Origin of the sequence: Pseudomonas sp. BN606, assembly GCF_029873115.1 — a bacterium.
Lineage (GTDB): Bacteria > Pseudomonadota > Gammaproteobacteria > Pseudomonadales > Pseudomonadaceae > Metapseudomonas.
Genome location: NZ_SSOF01000057.1, coordinates 61,503 through 82,220, shown reverse-complemented (window position 1 = coordinate 82,220; position 20,718 = coordinate 61,503). Strand labels below are relative to the sequence as shown.

Sequence of the window (20,718 nt, the reverse complement as noted above, 5' to 3'; positions counted from 1 at the left end):
GTCTATGAAGCACTCCGCGCCTCGAGCTTGCGGGCGATCGCATCCATCAATCGTTCGCCGATGCGTGTGTCGTAGGCCTTGTCGATCTCGCGAATGCAGGTGGGGCTGGTGACGTTGATCTCCGTGAGGTGCTCGCCGATCACGTCCAGGCCGACGAACAGCAGGCCTTTCTCCCGCAGGGTCGGGCCGACAGCGGTGGCGATCTCGCGGTCGCGGTCGGTCAGCGGACGGGCCTCGCCACGACCGCCTGCGGCCAGGTTGCCGCGGGTTTCGCCGGCAGCCGGAATGCGCGCCAGGCAGTAGGGCACCGGCTCGCCGTCAATCATCAGAATGCGCTTGTCGCCGTCCTTGATCGCCGGCAGGTAGCCCTGCGCCATGATCTGCTGGCTACCGTGGGCGGTCAGGGTTTCCAGGATCACCGAGAGATTCGGGTCTCCGGCGCGGTGACGGAAAATCGAGGAACCACCCATGCCATCCAGGGGTTTGAGAATGATGTCACGCTGTTCTTCGGCAAACTCGCGCAGAATGTCCGCTCGTCGGCTGACCACGGTTGGCGGCGTGTACTCGGGGAACAGGGTGGCGAAGAACTTCTCGTTGCAGTCGCGAAGGCTCTGCGGGCGGTTCACCACCAGCACGCCGGCCCGCTCGGCTTGTTCCAGCAGGTAGGTGGAGTAGACGAACTCGTTGTCGAAGGGCGGGTCCTTGCGCATCAGGATCACGTCCAGCTCGGCAAGCGGGGTGTCAGCCTCGGCCTCCAGTTCGAACCAGTGTTCGGGGTCGAGGAAAACTTTCAGTGGGCGCATGCGCGCGCGAGCTTCACCGTTTTTCTGGTATAGGTCCTGCTGCTCCATATAGAACAGCGACCAGCCGCGCTCCTGGGCGGCCAGTAGCATGGCCAGGGAGCTGTCCTTCTTGAAGGAGATTTGCGCAATGGGGTCCATGACGATCCCGAGGCGAACGCTCATGGGGGGTCTCCGCAACAGGTTTCAAGGGGCGCGCCAAGGCAGGCGGGCCGGTTGGATAAGGCGCTCAGGGTGGCGCCGGCATTGATTGCGGTCAAGGGAAAAACCTTCCTCGACAGGGGAGGTGAGGCAGATGCGGACGCCGTGTAGCTTGCGTCTGGAGACTGTGCTAAAAATGCCCGACGATTGGGTCGCAGCCCGTCGGTTGTAGGGCCTCAGGCACATATATAAAGCAGAATAACGACTCACCGAGGCGATGGTAGGGCGAACATGGAACAGCATTCCGAGGGTTTGAAGGTCATGGTGATCGACGATTCGAAAACGATTCGTCGCACAGCCGAGACTCTGCTCAAGAAAGTGGGGTGCGAGGTCATCACTGCAGTTGATGGTTTCGACGCCTTGGCCAAGATCGCCGATTCCCACCCGAACATCATCTTCGTCGACATCATGATGCCGCGCCTGGACGGTTATCAGACCTGCGCCCTGATCAAGAACAACAGTGCTTTCAAATCCACCCCGGTGATCATGCTGTCCTCCAAGGACGGCCTGTTCGACAAGGCCAAGGGTCGCATCGTCGGTTCCGATCAGTACCTCACCAAGCCTTTCAGCAAGGAAGAGCTGCTCGGCGCGATCAAGACTCACGTCCCCGATTTCACCCCGGTGGAGCAAGCCTCCTGAAGTCCGGCCTTATGGCCGGTGAAGCCTTTCCGTATGGGGAACACCATGGCTCGAATTCTGATTGTTGATGACTCGCCTACCGAGATGTACAAGTTGACCGCCATGCTCGAGAAGCACGGTCACCAGGTACTCAAGGCCGAGAATGGCGCCGATGGCGTGGCCCTGGCCCGCCAGGAGAAGCCGGATGCCGTCCTGATGGACATCGTGATGCCCGGCCTCAATGGTTTCCAGGCGACCCGTCAGCTGACCAAGGACGCCGAAACCAGCCACATCCCGGTGATCATCGTTACCACCAAGGACCAAGAGACCGACAAGGTCTGGGGCAAGCGTCAGGGCGCCAAGGATTACCTGACCAAACCGATTGAAGAAGACACCCTGATCAAGACCCTGAGCGCAGTACTGGCCGGTTGAATGCCGAGCCGGTCCCTGCAAGATAATTATTAGAAAAAGGCCAAGGCCGGTCGTCATGTCGGATTCGCAGACTCCCTTCCAGCTCCTGTTCGAAATCGACCAGCGCTGTCGCGCGCTGGCGGCGGGCCTGCCTGCGCAACAGCAGGTGGTGCAGAGCTGGAGCGGCATTGGTTTCCGAATGGGCGAGCGCCTGTTCGTGGCGCCTATGGGCGAGGTCAGTGAAGTGCTGCACGAGCCGCGCCACACTTCGCTTCCCGGTGTGAAGACCTGGGTCAAGGGCGTTTCCAACGTGCGCGGACGCCTGTTGCCGGTCATGGATCTATGCGGTTTCTTCGGCAGCGAGTTGTCGCCCCTGCGCAAGCAGCGCCGCGTCCTGGTGGTGGACCACCAGGAGATCTTCGCCGGGCTGATCGTCGACGAAGTCTTCGGCATGCAGCATTTCCTGGTGGATTCCTTCAGCGAGGAGTTGCCTCCCCTGGAGGCCAGTATCCAGCCCTTCATCCATGGTGTTTTCCATCGCGAGCAGCCCTGGCTGGTATTCAGCCCGCACGCACTCGCACAGCACCAGGAGTTCCTCGAGGTAGCTGTCTAGTTATTACGCAGGGCGCCCAGCGCCCTGTATCGGTCCCAGAGGCAGAACCCCGGGGCCGTGACTTCAAGGTTGGGCCGGCTTTGCCGGCCCTTTGGCGTTACATGGGAATAAAGTGGTTGGTCCAGGCGGGGGCCCGATAATGAAAAGACTAAACGCAGGCAATCTGTTTTCAGGGGTGCGCAGTACGTCGCTGATCGCTGGACTCTTCGTGGTCCTGATCATCGCCATCGTGCTGCTGTTCGCGAACTTCGCGTACCTCAACACCCAGGCGAACTACGACAAGGAATACATCAGCCACGCAGGCGAGCTGCGCGTGCTGTCCCAGCGTATCGCCAAGAACTCCACCGAGGCCGCGGCGGGCAAGGCCGAGGCCTTCGCCCTGTTGAAAGACGCGCGTAACGACTTCGAGAAGCGCTGGAATTTCCTGGTCAAGGGCGACGCCTCTACCGGCCTGCCTGCCGCACCTGTTGCCGTGAAGGGCGAAGTGGATACGGTGCAGAAGGATTGGGACAGCCTGCGCAAGAACGCCGACGCCATCCTGGCCAGCGAACAGACCGTACTGTCCCTGCACCAGGTAGCCGCCACCCTTGCAGAAACCATTCCGCAGCTGCAGGTCGAGTACGAGGAAGTCGTGGACATCCTCCTCGAAAGCGGCGCGCCCGCCAGCCAGGTTTCCGTGGCCCAACGCCAGTCGCTGCTGGCAGAACGTATCCTGGGTTCGGTGAACAAGGTTCTGGCCGGTGACGAAGATTCGGTGCAGGCCGCCGACATGTTCGGTCGTGACGCCAGCCTGTTCGGCCGCGTACTGAACGCGATGCTCGAAGGCAACGCGGCGATGGATATCTCCAAGGTCACCAACACCGAGGCGCTGGAGCGCCTGCAGGAGATTTCCGAACTCTTCGAATTCGTTTCTGGTTCGGTGGACGAGATCCTCGAGACCTCGCCGGAACTCTTCCAGGTTCGTGAATCCGCCAACACCATCTTCACTGGCTCCCAGACCCTGCTGGACAAGGCGTCCGCCCTGACCACCGGCTTCGAGAACCTGGCCAATGGCCGTGGCCTGAACACCCTGGCCGGTTACGTGCTGGGCGCCCTCGCACTGGGCGCGATCATCCTCATCGGCCTGGTGATGGTACAGAGCACCCGTAGCCGACTGGCCGAAACCGCCGCGAAGAACGAACGTAACCAGGCGGCGATTCTGCGTCTGCTCGACGAAATTGCCGACCTCGCCGACGGTGACCTGACCGTGGCAGCGACCGTGACCGAGGACTTCACCGGTGCGATTGCGGACTCCATCAACTACTCCATCGACCAGCTCCGCGAGCTGGTTGAAACCATCAACCTGACTGCCGTGCAGGTGGCCGCCGCCGCCCAGGAAACCCAGGCCACCGCCATGCACCTGGCCGAGGCTTCCGAGCACCAGGCCCAGGAAATTGCCGGCGCCTCTGCCGCGATCAACGAGATGGCCGTGTCCATTGACCAGGTATCGGCGAACGCCTCCGAGTCCTCGGCGGTAGCGGAACGCTCCGTAGCCATCGCCAACAAGGGCAACGAAGTGGTGCACAACACCATCACCGGCATGGACAACATCCGTGAGCAGATCCAGGACACCTCGAAGCGGATCAAACGCCTCGGTGAATCGTCCCAGGAGATCGGTGACATCGTGAGCCTGATCAACGACATCGCCGACCAGACCAACATCCTCGCCCTTAACGCTGCGATCCAGGCGTCCATGGCCGGTGACGCGGGCCGCGGCTTCGCCGTGGTAGCGGACGAGGTACAGCGCCTCGCAGAACGTTCCTCCGCCGCGACCAAGCAGATCGAGGCGCTGGTGAAGACCATTCAGACCGACACCAACGAAGCGGTTATCTCCATGGAGCAGACCACTTCCGAAGTGGTCCGTGGTGCTCGCCTGGCCCAGGACGCCGGTGTGGCTCTGGAAGAGATCGAGAAGGTATCCAAGACCCTCGCGGCGCTCATCCAGAACATCTCCAACGCCGCTCGTCAGCAAGCGTCCTCCGCCGGCCATATCTCCAACACCATGAACGTGATTCAGGAGATCACCTCGCAGACCTCTGCCGGTACCACCGCCACCGCGAAGAGCATCGGCAACCTGGCGAAGATGGCGAGCGAGATGCGCAAGTCGGTTTCCGGCTTCAAGCTGCCGGAAGCTCAGGACATAGCCTGACCAGGGGAGGCGCCGCGGCCTGAGGTCGCGGCACGATGGCCATGAATCAAGGGCACGACAGCATGCAGTCGGGCGGCGTCTGGGCCTTGAAACCCCTGGCCGACATGACGACAGCCGAGTTTCACGACTGGCAGAAGCTACTCGAGGAACGCACCGGCGTGGTGGTCAGCGACCAGCGTCGGTCCTTCCTCCAGGCCAATCTCAGCGCGCGCATGCGCGAGCTGGGGGTCCAGGACTACGCCAGCTATTACCGCCAGGTCACCGACGGGCCGCGTGGCGCGGTGGAATGGTCGACCCTGCTGGATCGCCTGACCGTGCAGGAGACTCGATTCTTCCGCCACCCGGCATCCTTCGAACTGCTTGCGAATTACCTGCGTGGGCGTGTCGAAGGTGGCTTGGCAAGGCCCCTGGAGATCTGGAGCGTGGGTTGCTCCAGCGGTGAAGAACCCTATTCCCTGGCCATGGTGGCGGCCGAGGCGCTGGGCGGCACCGAGCAGCCGGAGTATTTCGGCGTCACCGGCACCGACATCAGCCTCAATGCCCTGGCCAAGGCCCGTGAGGGCCTGTATGGCGCCCGCCGCCTGGAACAACTGGAAAAAGCGCTTACCGAGCGCTATTTCCAGGCCCAGGACGATGGTCGCTACAAGATAGTGCCGAGCTTGGCCGCACGGGTGTGCTGTGCCCGGCTCAATGTGCTGGAACTGGCCAAGGCGCCAATGTCCGGCATGGACGTAATTTTCTGTCAGAACCTGTTGATCTACTTCCGCCGCTGGCGCCGTCGGGAAATTCTCAATCGCCTGGCCGAGAGCCTGGCGCCGGGAGGCCTGATGGTGCTGGGCGTGGGCGAAGTATTAGGTTGGCAACATCCGGACCTTGAGCCGGTGGCCAATGAACAGGTTCTGGCATTCACCCGGAAGGGATAGCAGACGGCTATGACTGATCGGCACGACTACGTTGCCCTCGAGTGGGTAAAGGGCGAGATCGCGGAAACCCTGAAGCAGGCACGGCAGGCCCTCGAGGCCTTCGTCGAGAACCCGCAGGACCCGACGCGCATGCGTTTCTGCCTGACCTATATCCACCAGGTCCAGGGCACGCTGCAGATGGTCGAGTTCTATGGCGCGGCCCTGCTCGCCGAGGAAATGGAGCGACTGGCCCAGGCGCTGATGGAAGGCCGAGCGGCCAACCGGGGCGAGGCCCTGGAAGTGCTGATGCAGGCCATCCTGCAGCTGCCTCCCTACCTGGACCGCATCCAGAGCGCCCGTCGTGACTTGCCGATGGTCCTGCTCCCGCTGCTCAACGACCTGCGTGCCGCCCGCGGCGACAACCTGCTCTCGGAAACCAGTCTGTTCGCGCCGGACCTTTCCAGCATGCTGCCTGCGCTGTCGATGGACACCTTGGCGCGCATGCGTACTGCCGAACTACCGGTCCTCCTGCGCAAGCTGCGGCAGATGCTGCAAACCGCCCTGGTCGGTGTAATCCGCAACCAGGACCTGGCCGCCAACCTCGGCTACATGGCGCGAGTGTTCGCGCGCCTCGAATCACTCTGCCAGGACGCGCCTCTCGGCCCACTCTGGCAGATCGCCTCGGGCCTGGTGGAAGGCCTGGCCAATGGCTCGGTGGTCAACGGTTCCTCGGTGCGCAACCTGCTGCGCCAAGTGGACAAGGAGCTCAAGCGCCTGCTTGAACAGGGCGCCGATGGTTTCAACCAGGCCGCTCCGGAAGACCTGGTGAAAAACCTGCTGTTCTATATCGCCAAGGCTCCGGCCCAGTCGCCGCGTATCCGCGCCCTGAAGGAGCGCTATCGCCTCGATGAAGCCCTGCCCGACACCGCCGTGGTAGACGAGGAACGCGCCCGCCTTGCCGGCCCCGACCGCGATGCCATGCGCTCAGTGGTTACTGCGCTCTGTGAGGAGCTGGTGCGGGTCAAGGACAGCCTCGACCTCTTCGTTCGCAGCGACCGCAGTGGGGTCGCCGAACTGGACTCCCTGCTGCCGCCGCTCAAGCAGATCGCCGACACCCTGGCGGTGCTGGGCTTCGGCCAGCCGCGCAAGGTCATCCTCGATCAGATCGACGTTATTCACGGCCTGTCGCTTGGCCAGCGTGAGCCCAGCGACGCGGTACTGATGGATGTCGCCGGCGCGCTGCTCTACGTCGAAGCCACCCTGGCCGGCATGGTCGGTCCGGCGGACGAAGGCGCTGCGGAAGAAAGCCACCTGCCCAGCACCGACGTGGCGCAGATTCACCAATTGGTCATCAAGGAGGCGCGCAATGGCCTGGAACAGGCCAAGGACGCGATTATCGAGTTCATCGCTTCGCAGTGGAACCATGAGCACCTGGCTCGCGTCCCGGAGCTGCTGACCCAGGCGCGAGGCGGTCTGGCGATGATTCCGCTACCGCGCGCCGCCGCCCTGCTGGAAGCCTGCAACCGCTACATCCAGGAACAGCTGCTGGCCCGCAAGGCCGTGCCCAACTGGCAGAGCCTGGATACCCTGGCCGATGCCATCACCAGCGTGGAGTACTACCTCGAACGCCTATCCGAGGACCATGCTGCCCAGGGCGACCTGATCCTCGACGTGGCCGAGGAAAGCCTGGAATCCCTGGGTTACCCGTTGAAGGAAAAGCCATCCATCCTCGATCGGGTGGATGAGGGCGAGGCCCCGGCCCCCCTGGTCAATCCGCTTCAGGAAATCGAAGTGCTGGCGGCCGAAGAGTCGGAGTTGCACCAGCATCTTGATCCTGAAGACGAGCCGGAAGCGGTGATGCCCGAGGCATTCTCGTTCGTGCCGGCCGCCGATGGCGTCGACCTCGGCCTGGATGTAGAACCCGAACCGCTTGGCGATGCCGCAACACCGGCCGTCGAGAGCGAAATGCTGGTTTCCGATGACAACTGGAGCCTGGGAGAGCTTGAGGCCGAGCCGGCCGCCGATAGCATCGATCTCAGCCTGGACGCACCGCTGGAATTGGCTGCTGCGACTGAAACGCCAACTGCTGCAAGTGAACTGACCGCATCCAATGATAGCTGGAGCCTGGACGACCTTGAGGCAGAGCCGGCCGCCAAAGCTATCGACCTCGGCCTGGACGCGCCGCTGGAACTGGCTGCTGCTGAAGTTCCGGTCGCCGAGAGCGAACTGCTGGTCTCTGATGACAACTGGAGCCTGGGCGAGCTGGAGACCGAACCCGCCGCCGAAAGCATCGACTTGAGCCTGGATGCTCCCCTGGAGCTTTCGGCCGAGCTACCTACTGCCGAAAGCGAACTGCTGCTCTCCGAAGACGATTGGAGTCTGGACGCGCTGGAGGCCGAGCAGGCGGCTGATACCATCGAACTCAGCCTGGACACTCCGCTGGAGCCCGAGGCCGTTGCGAGCCTGGAACTCGAGCCGATAAAGGGTGACGAGGTCCTGCCCAGCTTTGATCTGGCCGAGCTGGACAGCCTGCCCGCCTTGGCCGAGGAGCCGCTGGCGGAGGACGGCGAACTGCTCGACTTCAGCCTCGACACGCCGCTGGAGTTCGACGAGAACCAGCCGTTGCCGAGCTTCGACCTCGCCGACCTGGAAGAACTCCCGCCGGCCCTGCCTGGTGATCAGCCGGCGCTGGAAATGCCGCAAGCCGACCTCGAGGCGCTGCCGAGCCTGGACTTCGACGAGTTGGATACCCTGCCCGACGCCGAACCGGTAGTCGAGCTGGAAGCCATGAACCTGGAGGACCTGCCGGCTCCGCTGGAGTGGGACGAAGCCGCCCTCGCCGAACTTGGCCTGCCGGAAGTGGAGTTGCCCAGCGCACCGGAGGAAGCGCCGGTGCAAGAGCCTGCGGAACGGCCGCTGTCGCTGGCCGAAGTCATGGCAGCCCCGGTGCCCGCCTTCAATCCGCCGGCCCGCGAGGTGCCGCCGAGTCTGCTGCCACCGCCAGCCGACGAAGAACCCGTGGACGACGAGCTGCAGGAAGTCTTTATCGAAGAAGCCGGCGAAGTGCTGGAGACCCTGGCCGAGTACCTGCCGCGCTGGCGTGCCGATAGCAATGACCGTGACGCCCTGGGCGAAGTGCGCCGCGCCTTCCACACCCTCAAGGGCAGTGGACGCATGGTGCGTGCACTGGTCATTGGCGAACTGTCCTGGTCGGTGGAGAACCTGCTCAACCGCGTGCTGGATCGCAGCATCGAGACCAGTGAGCCGGTCTACCAGGTGGTCCAGGATGTGGTCGACCTGCTTCCCGCCTTGGTCGAGGACTACGCCGGCAAGGCCCAGCGCCAGCGTGATGACGTCGACCAGTTGGCCGCCACGGCTCACGCCCTGGCCAAGGGGCAACTCCTCCCAAAATCTGAAGCCCCGGGTTCAGATCAGGCCATCGAGCCCGTGGGCGAGCCGCATGCTCCGGTCATCACCGAGTCCGGCGAGGCGCTGGACCCGCAACTGCTGGAAATCTTCCGTAACGAGGCGGAACTGCACCTGGAAACCCTCGCCGGCTTCATCAAGGCCTGCGACCACGAATTGCCACAGACCATCAACGATGACCTCCAGCGTGCCCTGCACACCCTCAAGGGCAGCGCGCACATGGCGGGCATCCTGCCGATCGCCGAGATCGCCACGCCGCTGGAAAAACTGGCCAAGGAATACAAGACCAACCTGCTCAGCATCGACCTTTCCGAGGCCGAGCTGCTGCGCGAGGCGCTGAACCTCCTGCATCAGGGCGTGGCCCAGCTCGACATCACGCCGTTGGCGGCGATTCCCGGCACCAATGAACTGCTGGAGCGCATCCAGAAGCTGCATCAGGACCGATTGGACGCGGCCAGCGCCGCTCGCCGTGATGACAAGGGCGAGACTCGCGATCCGCAGATGATCTCCCTGTTCCTCGCGGAAGGCATGGACATCCTGCTGGACGCCGAAGATCTGCTGCGGCGTTGGCGTGAGCACCCGGCCGAGCGCCAGGAACTGGGCGCGCTGCTGGAAGAACTGAATACGCTCGGCCGTGGTGCCGAGATGGCCGAGCTGCCGCAGATCGAAGAACTCTGCGAGGCCCTGCTGGATGTCTACGGCGCTGTCGACGAAGGCAGCCTGCCGGTCAGCGAGCGCTTCTTCAGCGAAGCCGATGCTGCCCACGAGGCCCTGATCGGCATGATGGACCAGGTCGCTGCAGCGCTGGAGGTCACGCCCCAGCCGGAGCGTGCCCAGGCCCTGCGCACCCTGCTGCAGGACGTGGTCGACCCGACGGCCTTGGCGCTGTTGGAGCCTGGCATCCCCGATCTGGAGATCGAGGAGCTGGACGCGGACGCCGCCGATTGGGCGCGCGTCGACGACATCCCGCCGCTGCCCGAACTGGTGGAAGCGCCGCTGGCCCTGCAGGAAGTGGCATTGCCCGAGCTGGCGTCCTTCGATCCCGAACAGGCGCCCGAGACCGAGCCACTGGATGAGGTGCCGGCTGCCCTGGACGAAGAGATGGTGTCGATCTTCCTCGAAGAGGCAGTGGACATCCTCGATAGTGCCGGCAAGGCCTTGGAACGCTGGCTCGGTGAGCCGGACAATAAACCGGCCCTGCTGGCCCTGCAGCGTGACCTGCACACTCTCAAGGGCGGTGCGCGCATGGCTGAGATCCGCCCCATCGGCGATCTCGCCCACGAACTGGAATCCCTCTACGAAGGTCTGGTGGACCGCCGCTACAGCCATTCGCCGCGCCTGGCCGAACTGCTGCAGAAGAGCCACGACTGCCTCGCTTCGCTGCTGGAACAGCTCCAGGCCCGCCGCGCCCTGACCGATCCGCTGCAGTTGATCCAGGACATTCGGGGCTTTCGCCAGGGTGGTGCGCAGAGCCTGTCCGCCGCTGTAGTGCAGCCGTTACCCGAAGCCGAAGCCTTCGACGAGCAGGATTTCGACGACGAAGACGCCGCTGGTCCGGGCGAGCCGTTGGCAGCCGCCAACGAAGAGCTTGAAGAGTCGGAGCTGGATGTAGCCACCCAGGTCATGGACGAAACGTCCCTGTCCGAGTTGCTGGAAATGCGCGTTGCTGAAGAGCCGGCCGCCTATAGCGCCCCCCAGCCCTTCGATAGCGACCAGGACCCGGAGTTGGTGGAAATCTTCCTCGAGGAGGGTTTCGACATCCTCGACAGTGCCGGTGCCGCCCTGCAGCGCTGGATCGAGGACCCGGACAACAGCCTGGAAGTCGAGTCCCTGCAACGGGACCTGCACACCCTCAAGGGCGGTGCGCGGATGGCCGAGATCGGACCCATCGGCGACCTTGCCCATGAACTGGAATTCCTCTACGAAGGCCTTTGCGGCGGTCGCCTGCGGGCCAGCCCGGCCCTGTTCGGTCTGTTGCAGGCCTGCCAGGACCGTCTGAGCGAAATGCTCGACGCGGTGCGCGCACGCCGCCCCTTGCCTGGTGGGCAGGCACTGATCGACGCCATCCAGCGCTGGCGCACCAATCCCAGCGAACAGTTGAGCGTACCGAGTGCCGTGCATCTGCAGCCTGCCGCCGCGGATGACCTGGAAGCCGTGGCCGAGGCAGATATCCTCGACATCTTCCTGGAAGAGGCCGACGACCTCTTGGAGGCCATGGAAACCGCTATCGGCCGCTGGGAGGAGTCGCGCGAAGACGGCGCCCATGTGGAAGAGATTCTGCGCGTGCTGCACACGCTCAAGGGCGGTGCGCGGCTGGCCGGACAGAAGCGCCTGGGCGACCTCACCCACGATCTCGAACAACACCTGGTCGAGGCCCAGCAACAGGGCGCACCCTGGCCGGAAAGCCTGTTCCTCGATGTGCAATCGGGATACGAAGGTCTGCAGGCCGAGCTGGAAGACCTGCGCCAGCAACTCGATCAGAGCATCGCCGAAGACCTGGCGCCGCCGCACGTATCGAACCAGCCGGAAGTGCCCCAATTGGTCGCGCCAATCGTCGCCGCCAGCGTTCAGCCTCTGGTGGTCGGTGAAGAACGAGTGTTGCCGTTCGTTCACCGTGCCCGTGAAGCCGCACAGGAGGCCGCCGCGCGTCGCGCGCCTCAGGAGCTGGTGAAGGTACCTGCCGAACTGCTCGAAGGCCTGGTCAACCTGGCGGGTGAGACCTCCATCTTCCGTGGCCGGGTGGAACAGCAAGTCAGCGACTTCAGCTTCACCTTGAGCGAGATGGAGTCCACCATCGAGCGGGTGCGTGACCAGTTGCGCCGTCTCGACACCGAGACCCAGGCGCAGATTCTCAGCCGCTACCAGGCAGAAGCCGAGCGGGCTGGCTACGAGGATTTCGACCCGCTGGAAATGGACCGTCACTCGCAGCTGCAACAGCTGTCGCGAGCGCTGTTCGAGTCCGCGTCCGACTTGCTCGACCTCAAGGAAACCCTGGCGGCGAAAAACCGCGATGCGGAAACCCTGCTGCTGCAACAGGCGCGGGTGAACACCGAGTTGCAGGAAGGCCTGATGCGTACGCGCATGGTGCCCTTCGACCGCCTCGTACCCCGTCTGCGCCGTATCGTCCGGCAAGTGGCCAGCGAACTCGACAAGCAGGTGGAATTCGTCGTCGGCAACGCTGAAGGCGAGATGGACCGTACCGTGCTGGAACGCATGGTGGCGCCGCTGGAACACATGCTGCGCAACGCGGTCGACCATGGCGTCGAGAGTGCCGAGGCGCGCCGCGCCGCCGGCAAGCCGGAGAGCGGTACCATCCGCCTGAATCTCGGCCGCGAGGGTGGCGACATTGTCCTCACCCTGGCTGACGACGGCGCCGGCATCAAGCTCGAAGCTGTGCGTCGCAAGGCGATCGAGCGCGGCATGATGGACGTGGAGTCCGACCTGTCGGACCACGAAGTGCTGCAGTTCATCCTCGAACCGGGTTTCTCCACGGCCGACAAGGTCACCCAGATTTCCGGCCGTGGCGTCGGCATGGACGTGGTGCACTCCGAGGTGAAGCAGCTCGGTGGCACCATGAGCATCGACTCGATCCCGGGCGAGGGTAGCCGCTTCCTTATCCGCCTTCCGTTCACCGTGTCGGTGAACCGTGCGCTGATGGTGCTTTCCGGCGAAGACCTCTATGCAATCCCGCTGAACACCATCGAAGGCATCGTGCGTGTTTCGCCCTACGAGCTGGAAACCTACTACCAGCCCGATGCGCCTCGTTTCGAGTACGCCGGGCAGAACTACGAGCTGAAGTACCTGGGCGACCTGCTGGACAACGGCCAGCAACCCAAGCTGGTGGGCCAGAGCCTGCCGTTGCCGGTGATTCTGGTGCGCTCTTCCGAACACGCCGTGGCCGTGCAGGTAGACGCCCTTGTGGGGTCCCGCGAAATCGTGGTGAAGAGCCTCGGCCCGCAGTTCGCCGGCGTCCACGGTATCTCCGGTGCCACCATCCTCGGTGATGGCCGCGTGGTCGTGATCCTCGATCTGCTGGCGACCATTCGTACGCGCCACGCTCACCTGGTGCAGCCGCAACTGCGTTCGGCCAGCGCCACAGTCCTGCCGGCAGAGGTGGATCTGGAACGTCCGCCGCTGGTGATGGTGGTGGACGACTCGGTGACCGTACGCAAGGTCACCAGCCGCCTGCTGGAGCGCAACGGTATGAACGTACTCACCGCCAAGGACGGGGTGGACGCCATCGCCCTGCTGCAGGAGCAGCGTCCGGACATCATGCTGCTGGACATCGAGATGCCTCGCATGGATGGCTTCGAGGTGGCGACCCTGGTCCGCCACGACGAACGCCTGAAGGACCTGCCGATCATCATGATCACCTCGCGTACCGGTGAGAAACACCGTGAGCGCGCCATGGCCATCGGCGTCAATGACTACCTGGGCAAGCCCTACCAGGAATCGCTGCTGCTCGAATCCATCCAGCATCTGGTCAAACGGACATGACAGAGAAGACTTCCGCACGGATCGCCGTGCTCGCCGACACTTCGCTGCAGCGCCATGTGCTGCAGCAGGCTCTGACCGGCAATGGCTACCAGGTCGTACTCAACAGCGATCCGGCACGCCTCGATGACGAAGCCCTCGGTGCCTGCGAGGCGGACCTGTGGCTGGTGGACCTGGCCCTGTCCGAGGACTCTCCCCTGGTGGACAGCCTGCTGGAACATGCCAGCGCCCCGGTCCTGTTCGGCGAAGGCCACGCTCCCGAACGCCATTCCGAGCACTACCCGCGCTGGGAGCGGCGCCTGTTCGGCAAGCTGAAGAAGCTCGTCGGCGACCCCGCGGTGGCGGTAGGGCCGAGCCTGGAGAGCCTGCTGGCGGATGCCCAGCGTCCTGCGCGTCTCGAATTGCCCAGGGCACTGGCCGATACACCGCTGGTGGCAGGTGAGCCGGCACGCCAGGTTTGGCTGCTGGCCGCCTCCCTCGGCGGGCCGGCTGCGGTCAAGGCGTTCCTGGATGCCCTGCCCGGTGGCCTGCCCATCGGCTTCATCTATGCCCAGCACATCGACCCCAGCTTCGAGGGCGCGCTGCCCCAGGCGGTGGGTCGCCACAGTCAGTGGCACGTCAATCAGGTTCGTAACGCCGATGCCGTGCGCTGCGGCGAGGTCGTCGTGGCGCCCATCAGCCGTGAGCTGGATTTCACCGAAGACGGCCAGATGCAGGTGAGCGAGCGCCCCTGGCCAGAGCCCTACAGCCCGTCCATCGACCAGGCCATGCTCAACCTGGCCCAGCACTACGGCGCCCAATGCGGTGTCATCGCCTTCAGCGGCATGGGGAGCGATGGCAGCGCCGCGGCTGCCTACCTGCGCCGGCAAGGTGGACTGATCTGGACACAGAGCGCCGAGAGCTGCGCCTGCTCGAGCATGCCCGACAGTCTGCGCGAAGGTGGCTACAGCAGCTTCAGCGGCGACCCGCGCGAGCTGGCAGCGAAGCTGGTCGAACATCTGGCCGCACAGTGCAGCTAAAGGAATTCACATGAGCCAAGCCGTTACCACCCAAAACAGTTCCGCCAGCCTTACGGGGCTGCTGCTGCCGCTGTCCGACCGTACCCTGCTGGTGCCCAACGTGGCGTTGGCCGAACTCATTCCCTATCGCGCTCCCCAGGCGACACCGGGACTGCCGGCCTGGCTGCTGGGCCAGGTGGCGTGGCGCGACCTGCGCCTGCCGTTGCTCTCCTTCGAGGCCGCCGCCGGTGGTGAGGCGAAGGTTGGTTCAGGTGCCCGGGTGGCCGTGCTCAACGCCCTCGGCGGTCGCCCGCACGTGAAGTTCATTGCCTTGTTGCTGCAAGGTATTCCCCGTTCGCTGAAGCTCGAAGAAGATGTGCGCCGTGCCAATGCGCCGCTGGCGGCGCTGGAGCTGGATTCGGTGCAGCTCGGCACCGACGTGGCGAAGATCCCCGACCTTGTAGCGCTGGAGCAGATGCTGGCCGATGCCGGTTTGATCTGATTCAGCGGGGCTGAATGCCGTGGGTTGGTCCTTGTGCAACGGGGCCCAGCATTTCTCCGGCTATTTCGCTCGTTGGGCTTCGCGCAGCTCAGACCAACCTGGCCAGAGCATGGGGCTAGAAATCACCCCAGAGTTGTTGAGCAACACTGAGCGCCACTACCGGTGCCGTTTCGGTGCGCAGCACCCGTGGCCCCAGTCGCGCGGCGTGGAAGCCCGCTGCCTTTGCGGCATCCACCTCAGCCTCGGAAAGCCCGCCCTCGGGGCCAATCAGGAAGGCCAGGTTGCCCGGCCTGGCGTGGCTGGCCAGGGGCTCGGCTACCGGGTGCAGGACCAGCTTGAGATCTGCCTGAATGTCGCGCTGCCAATCGCCTAGCGTGATTGGCGCGTGGATAACCGGTAGTACCGACCGGCCACATTGCTCGCAGGCGCTGATCGCGATCTGGCGCCAGTGGGCGAGGCGTTTGTCGGCGCGCTCGTCCTTCAGGCGCACTTCACAACGTTCGCTGACGATCGGGCTGATCTCGGCCACGCCCAGTTCAGTGGCCTTCTGGATCGCCCAGTCCATGCGTTCGCCACGCGACAGGCCCTGACCCAGGTGCACCCGCAGAGGCGATTCAGTCATACCGGCGAAGGACTCGCGCAGATCGACCCTTACAGACTTCTTGCCCACTTCGATCAGTTCGCCGAGGTACTCCTGGCCGGAGCCGTCGAACAGCTGTACGGCATCTCCAGCGGCAAGGCGCAGGACGCGGCCAATGTAGTGGGCCTGGGCCTCAGGCAGCTCGTGCTGGCCGAGGGAGAGCGGGGCGTCGATGAAAAAGCGGGAAAGGCGCATGGGCGTTAGGACAAAGGTGGGACAAGGCGCGCAGTTTAAGGCCTGGCGGCGATGCCGTGTAGGTTGGTGCTGAGCGCAGCGAAGCCCAACAATCGAGTTTCAAGACTGGATCGTCGGGCCTCGTCTAGTTCGGCCTAACCTGCGCAGAGGCGGTGATCAGCCCGGATCGCGGTGGTTTGGGTGCAGGTCCGCCGCCACCGGCACGCTCACCGAGTCGCGGGTGGCGATGTCGATGCCTTCGCTGGCCACCTCGGCAAGGAAGTCGATCTGTTCCTCGGTGATCACGTAGGGCGGCAGGAAATACACCACATTGCCCAGCGGGCGCAGCAGGGCGCCGCGCTCCAGTGCGTGCTGGAAGACTTTCAGTCCCCGGCGTTCCTGCCACGGGAAGGGCGCCTTGCTGGCCTTGTCCTGGACCATCTCGATGGCCAGCACCATGCCGGTCTGGCGCACTTCTGCCACGTGCGGATGATCCGCCAGGTGCGCGGTTGCGGTGGTCATGCGCATCGCCAGCTTGCGGTTGGCTTCGATCACCCGGTCCTGCTCGAAGATGTCGAGAGTGGCCAGGGCGGCGGCGCAAGCCAGCGGGTTGCCGGTGTAGGTGTGCGAGTGGAGGAACGCTCGCAGGGTCTGGTAGTCGTCGTAGAAGCCCTGGTACACGGCCTCGGAGGTGAGCACTGCGGCCATTGGCAGGTAACCACCTGTCAGGGCCTTGGACAGCACCAGGAAGTCCGGGGCAATACCGGCCTGCTCGCAGGCGAACATGGTGCCGGTGCGGCCGAAACCGACGGCGATCTCGTCGTGGATCAGGTGCACGCCATAGCGGTCGCAGGCCTCCCGCAGCAGCTTGAGGTAGACCGGGTGGTACATGCGCATCCCGCCGGCGCCTTGGATCAGCGGCTCGACGATCACGGCGGCGACCTCGTCATGGTGCTCGGCCAGGGCCTGCTCCATGTGGGCGAACATGGCGCGTGAGTGTTCCTCCCAGCCCATGCCGTCGGGACGCAGGAAGCAGTCCGGGCTGGGCACCTTGAGGGTGTCCAGCAGCAGCGACTTGTAGGTTTCGGTGAACAGGGCGACGTCGCCCACCGACATCGCCGCAACGGTTTCCCCGTGGTAGCTGTTGGTCAGGGTGACGAAGCGCTTCTTGCGTTCCAGTCCCTGGTTGCGCCAGAAGTGATAGCTCATCTTCAGCGCCACTTCGATGCCGGAGGAGCCGTTGTCGGCATAGAAAACCCGGTCCAGGCCCCTGGGGGTGATCTTCACCAGGCGCTCGGACAGTTCAATCACCGGCTGGTGGCTGAAGCCTGCGAGGATCACGTGCTCCAGCTGGTCCACCTGGTCCTTGATGCGCTGGTTGATACGTGGGTTGGCGTGGCCGAAGACGTTCACCCACCAGGAGCTGACGGCATCCAGGTAGCGCTTGCCCTCGAAGTCCTCCAGCCAGACGCCTTCGCCCCTGCGGATCGGTACCACCGGCAAGCGTTCGTGATCTTTCATCTGGGTGCAGGGGTGCCAGAGCACAGCGAGGTCGCGTTGCATCCAGTCGGCATTGAGGCCCATGGGTCGTTCTCCTGTAGCGATCGGCGAAGCCTATGCAATGCCTCCGCCCTGGACAAGCAGGACGCTGCCTGCCGCCCGGAAGGCACGTCTGTTCGGGCCGTCGGGGCTGGCGTATCCTGCGCGCCAATTCAGAACGACACTGTTTTACCGGGGGAGATTTTCATGCCAGCAGCCTGGCGCGCCTTGGCGCTGATCATAGTGGGAGGGCTGAGTGCGACTGCGCTGGCCAAGGACAAGCAGCCGACGGCCATCGTCATCGGTGGCGGCATGGCGGGCCTGACCTCGGCCTACGAGCTGCAGCAGAAGGGCTGGCAGGTCACCGTGCTGGAGGCCAAGCCGAGCATCGGCGGGCGCTCTGGCCTGGCCGCCAGCGAGTGGGTCGGTAGCGCCAAGCTGCAGCCGAGCCTGTATCGTTACCTCGACCAGTTCAAGCTGAAGGCCGTGCCCGCGCCGGGATACGTGCGCAATCCAGGCTACCTGGTGAACGGTCGCTACTTCTCCGAGGCCGACCTGCTCAAGGAAGCGCCCAGTACCGTCGAAGGCCTGAAGCGTTTCGACAAGAGCCTGGATGACCTGGCCGCCTCGATCGACGATCCGATGAAGCCGCTGGCCAATCACACCCTGCAGACCCTCGACTCCATTAGCGTGGCGCGCTGGCTGGAAAAGCTGAGCCTGCCGCCGGCTGCCAAGGCCCTGGTGGATCAGCGCATCCGCTCGCGCTACGACGAGCCGTCGCGTCTGTCGCTGCTTTACCTCGCCCAGCAGGCGCGCGTCTATCGTGGCCTGCCGGATACCGAGATGCGCGCTGCTCGCCTGCCCGGCGGCAGCCAGGGGTTGGCCCAGGCCATGGCCAAGCAGATCAAGACCATCAAGACCAACGCCCGCGTCTCCGCCATCGTGCAGGAGAAGGACGGCGTGACCGTGAAGGTCGGCGGTGCTGGCTACCAGGCTGATTACGTCGTGCTTGCCGTACCGCTGCCGGCCCTGGGCAAGATCAGCATGACGCCTTCTCTGTCGGCCCTGCAGCTGCGCGCGCTGAAGGACATCAACTACGGCTGGCGCGATCAGATGCTGCTGCAGTTCAAGAAACCGGTATGGGGCAAGAGCCGCCTTTCCGGCGAGGTCTATAGCGACCAGGGGCTGGGTATGCTCTGGGTCGAGCCGGCCCTGAAGGGCGGCGCCAACCTGCTGATCAACCTGTCCGGCGACAACGCCCGCCTGATGCAGGCTTTCGGCGACCGGCAGATGGTCGATCAGGTGCTGATCCGCTTCGACAAGCATTTCCCAGGCGCCCGCGAACAGTTCAAGGGCTTCGAACTGCGTCGTTACGGCAAGGATGCGTTGGCCGGTGGCGCCTACCTGGCCTATGGGCCGGGCGAAATCAGCCTCTACTGGCGCATGTGGGAGCAGCCTCTGGGGCGCGTGGTATTTGCTGGCGAGCATACCGATGCGCTGTATCCAGGGACCCTAGAAGGGGCCCTGCGCAGCGGCCAGCGCGCCGCCACCCAGGTGGCCGACCTCAAGGCCGGCAAGGCCGTGGGTCCGGTCGAAACCGTGGCCGAAGCCAAGCCTGTAGCGACGCCCAAGGCGGCTGCCACGGCAGAGAAGAAGGGCTTCTTCTCCCGCCTGTTCAACTGAGTTGCACCTCCGGCGGCGGGTCTTTCCGCCGCCGGTCCCCTCCGCCGCGCCTTTCGGCAGCGGCTGACGAACTTTCAGTCAGTTCCTTCGACAAAATCCTGCAAAGATCCATTCGTTATAAATGATCGTATTGCTCGATATTTCAAAGCGAAATTTTCCGCTTTAATTCGATAGATTAGCCGCTAGGCTTTATCAGTCGCGTTCACCCAGCCTGTGTTTCCAAGGATTCATTTCATGCAATGGCGTAACTCTCCGTCCCGCTTCGGCCTGGTCAGTGTTCTTCTGCATTGGGGTGTGGCCATCGTCTTCGTCGGTCTGTTCGCCCTGGGCCTGTGGATGGTCGGTCTGAACTACTACAGCAGCTGGTACAAGACCGCTCCTGATATCCACAAGGGCATCGGCATCCTGCTGTTCCTGGTGATGGTCGCGCGCCTGGCCTGGCGCTTCATCAGCCCGCCGCCGCCGGCACTGCCCAACCATGGCCCGATGACCCGCCTGGGCTCCAAGGTCGGTCACCTGGTGCTCTACGTCGGCCTCTTCGCCCTGATGATTTCCGGTTACCTGATTTCCACCGCCGAGGGCCGTGGCATTGCCGTGTTCGGCCTGTTCGAAGTGCCCGCCACCCTCACCGCCATTCCTGACCAGGAAGATGTCGCCGGCGCCATCCACGAATACCTTGCCTGGGGCCTGCTGATTTTCGCCGGTATACACGCCCTGGCCGCTCTCAAGCACCATTTCATCGACCGCGACGCGACCCTGACCCGCATGCTCGGACGCGCCGCCAAATAATGCTGCAACCTTTCAACAAGGAGATTCACCGATGCTGAAGAAAACCTTCGCTGCCCTGACCCTCGGTGCCGCACTGTTCGCTGGCCAGGCCATGGCCGCCGACTACGTGATCGACAAGGAAGGCCAGCACGCCTTCGTCAACTTCAAGATCGGCCACCTGGGCTACAGCTACATCTACGGGACCTTCAAGGATTTCGACGGCACCTTCAGCTTCGATGAGAAGAACCCCGAGGCCAGCAAGATCAAGGTCACCCTGAAGACCGCCAGCGTTGATACCAACCACGCCGAGCGTGACAAGCACATCAAGAGCGGCGACTTCCTGAACGTTAGCAAGAACCCCACCGCCACCTTCGAGTCGACCTCGGTCAAGTCCACCGGCCAGGGCACTGCCGACGTGACCGGCAACCTGACCCTGAACGGCGTGACCAAGCCCGTCGTGATCAAGGCCAAGTTCGTTGGCCAGGGCGACGATCCGTGGGGCGGCTACCGTGCCGGTTTCGAAGGCACCACCACGATCAAGCTGAAGGACTTCGCCATCCAGAAGGACCTCGGCCCGGCCTCCCAGGAAGCCGAGCTGATCATCTCCTTCGAGGGTGTGCGTTCCTAAGCTCGCTTTCCCGCAGTATCAGGACGCCGGCTCACAGCCGGCGTTTTGCTGTCCGGCTCACCATGGGACGTGCGGGCGTTCGGATGCCCGGCGTTGTGGGAGCGAAATCATCCGCGAAATCGACGTGAGGCAG

At 64.0% G+C, this 20,718-nt stretch carries 14 protein-coding genes; 11 read left to right on the top strand and 3 right to left on the bottom strand.

The window, feature by feature from the left end:
* Positions 1 to 2: 2 nt before the first annotated feature.
* Positions 3 to 965: a glutathione synthase gene (gene gshB, locus E8E75_RS09715; protein ID WP_153918755.1), complete on the bottom strand. Its 963-nt coding sequence runs from the start codon at positions 963 to 965 to the stop codon at positions 3 to 5.
* A 267-nt stretch (positions 966 to 1,232) separates the two neighbouring features.
* Here gshB and pilG point away from each other — a divergent pair, with 267 nt between their 5' ends.
* From pilG to E8E75_RS09675, 8 genes are all read left to right on the top strand, one after another.
* On the top strand, positions 1,233 to 1,640 hold the full coding sequence (gene pilG / locus E8E75_RS09710) for a twitching motility response regulator PilG (protein WP_003455569.1): 408 nt from the start codon (positions 1,233 to 1,235) through the stop codon (positions 1,638 to 1,640).
* Between the two features lie 45 nt (positions 1,641 to 1,685).
* A complete protein-coding gene (gene pilH / locus E8E75_RS09705; RefSeq protein WP_077524194.1) occupies positions 1,686 to 2,051 on the top strand; it encodes a twitching motility response regulator PilH in 366 nt (121 codons plus the stop codon).
* A gap of 55 nt (positions 2,052 to 2,106) precedes the next feature.
* Entirely contained in the window at positions 2,107 to 2,643 is a 537-nt protein-coding gene (locus tag E8E75_RS09700; RefSeq protein WP_120653545.1) for a chemotaxis protein CheW, read from the top strand.
* A 139-nt stretch (positions 2,644 to 2,782) separates the two neighbouring features.
* Positions 2,783 to 4,831 carry a methyl-accepting chemotaxis protein gene (locus E8E75_RS09695; RefSeq protein WP_153918756.1) on the top strand — a complete coding sequence of 683 codons (2,049 nt, stop codon included), beginning with the start codon at positions 2,783 to 2,785 and terminating at the stop codon, positions 4,829 to 4,831.
* Between the two features lie 62 nt (positions 4,832 to 4,893).
* Positions 4,894 to 5,754, top strand: coding sequence for a protein-glutamate O-methyltransferase (locus E8E75_RS09690; RefSeq protein ID WP_120655302.1), 861 nt, complete (start codon positions 4,894 to 4,896; stop codon positions 5,752 to 5,754).
* 9 nt (positions 5,755 to 5,763) lie between these two features.
* Entirely contained in the window at positions 5,764 to 13,656 is a 7,893-nt protein-coding gene (locus E8E75_RS09685; RefSeq protein ID WP_153918758.1) for an Hpt domain-containing protein, read from the top strand.
* Entirely contained in the window at positions 13,653 to 14,672 is a 1,020-nt protein-coding gene (locus tag E8E75_RS09680) for a chemotaxis protein CheB (protein WP_120653542.1), read from the top strand. The genes E8E75_RS09685 and E8E75_RS09680 overlap by 4 nt, the downstream gene beginning before the upstream one ends.
* 10 nt (positions 14,673 to 14,682) lie before the next feature.
* Positions 14,683 to 15,153, top strand: coding sequence for a chemotaxis protein CheW (locus tag E8E75_RS09675; RefSeq protein WP_153918760.1), 471 nt, complete (start codon positions 14,683 to 14,685; stop codon positions 15,151 to 15,153).
* Positions 15,154 to 15,268: 115 nt separating this feature from the next.
* Here the strand turns inward: E8E75_RS09675 and E8E75_RS09670 are convergent, their stop codons facing one another.
* Together E8E75_RS09670 and E8E75_RS09665 are read right to left on the bottom strand one after the other, a co-directional pair.
* Complete coding sequence (locus tag E8E75_RS09670) at positions 15,269 to 15,988, bottom strand: 16S rRNA (uracil(1498)-N(3))-methyltransferase (protein ID WP_120653540.1); 720 nt, start codon at positions 15,986 to 15,988, stop codon at positions 15,269 to 15,271.
* A gap of 156 nt (positions 15,989 to 16,144) precedes the next feature.
* On the bottom strand, positions 16,145 to 17,551 hold the full coding sequence (locus E8E75_RS09665; protein WP_120653539.1) for an adenosylmethionine--8-amino-7-oxononanoate transaminase: 1,407 nt from the start codon (positions 17,549 to 17,551) through the stop codon (positions 16,145 to 16,147).
* 162 nt (positions 17,552 to 17,713) lie between these two features.
* Between E8E75_RS09665 and E8E75_RS09660 the strand changes: the two genes are divergently transcribed.
* The 3 genes from E8E75_RS09660 to E8E75_RS09650 all read left to right on the top strand — a co-directional run bounded on the left by E8E75_RS09660 (position 17,714) and on the right by E8E75_RS09650 (position 20,585).
* Positions 17,714 to 19,189 (top strand): flavin monoamine oxidase family protein, encoded by a 1,476-nt coding sequence (locus E8E75_RS09660; protein ID WP_153918762.1) that lies wholly within the window; start codon positions 17,714 to 17,716, stop codon positions 19,187 to 19,189.
* 234 nt (positions 19,190 to 19,423) lie between these two features.
* Complete coding sequence (locus tag E8E75_RS09655) at positions 19,424 to 19,978, top strand: cytochrome b (protein WP_120653537.1); 555 nt, start codon at positions 19,424 to 19,426, stop codon at positions 19,976 to 19,978.
* A 31-nt stretch (positions 19,979 to 20,009) separates the two neighbouring features.
* The gene (locus tag E8E75_RS09650; protein ID WP_120653536.1) at positions 20,010 to 20,585 is read left to right on the top strand and encodes a YceI family protein; all 576 of its coding nucleotides are present in this window, start codon (positions 20,010 to 20,012) and stop codon (positions 20,583 to 20,585) included.
* Positions 20,586 to 20,718: the final 133 nt, after the last annotated feature.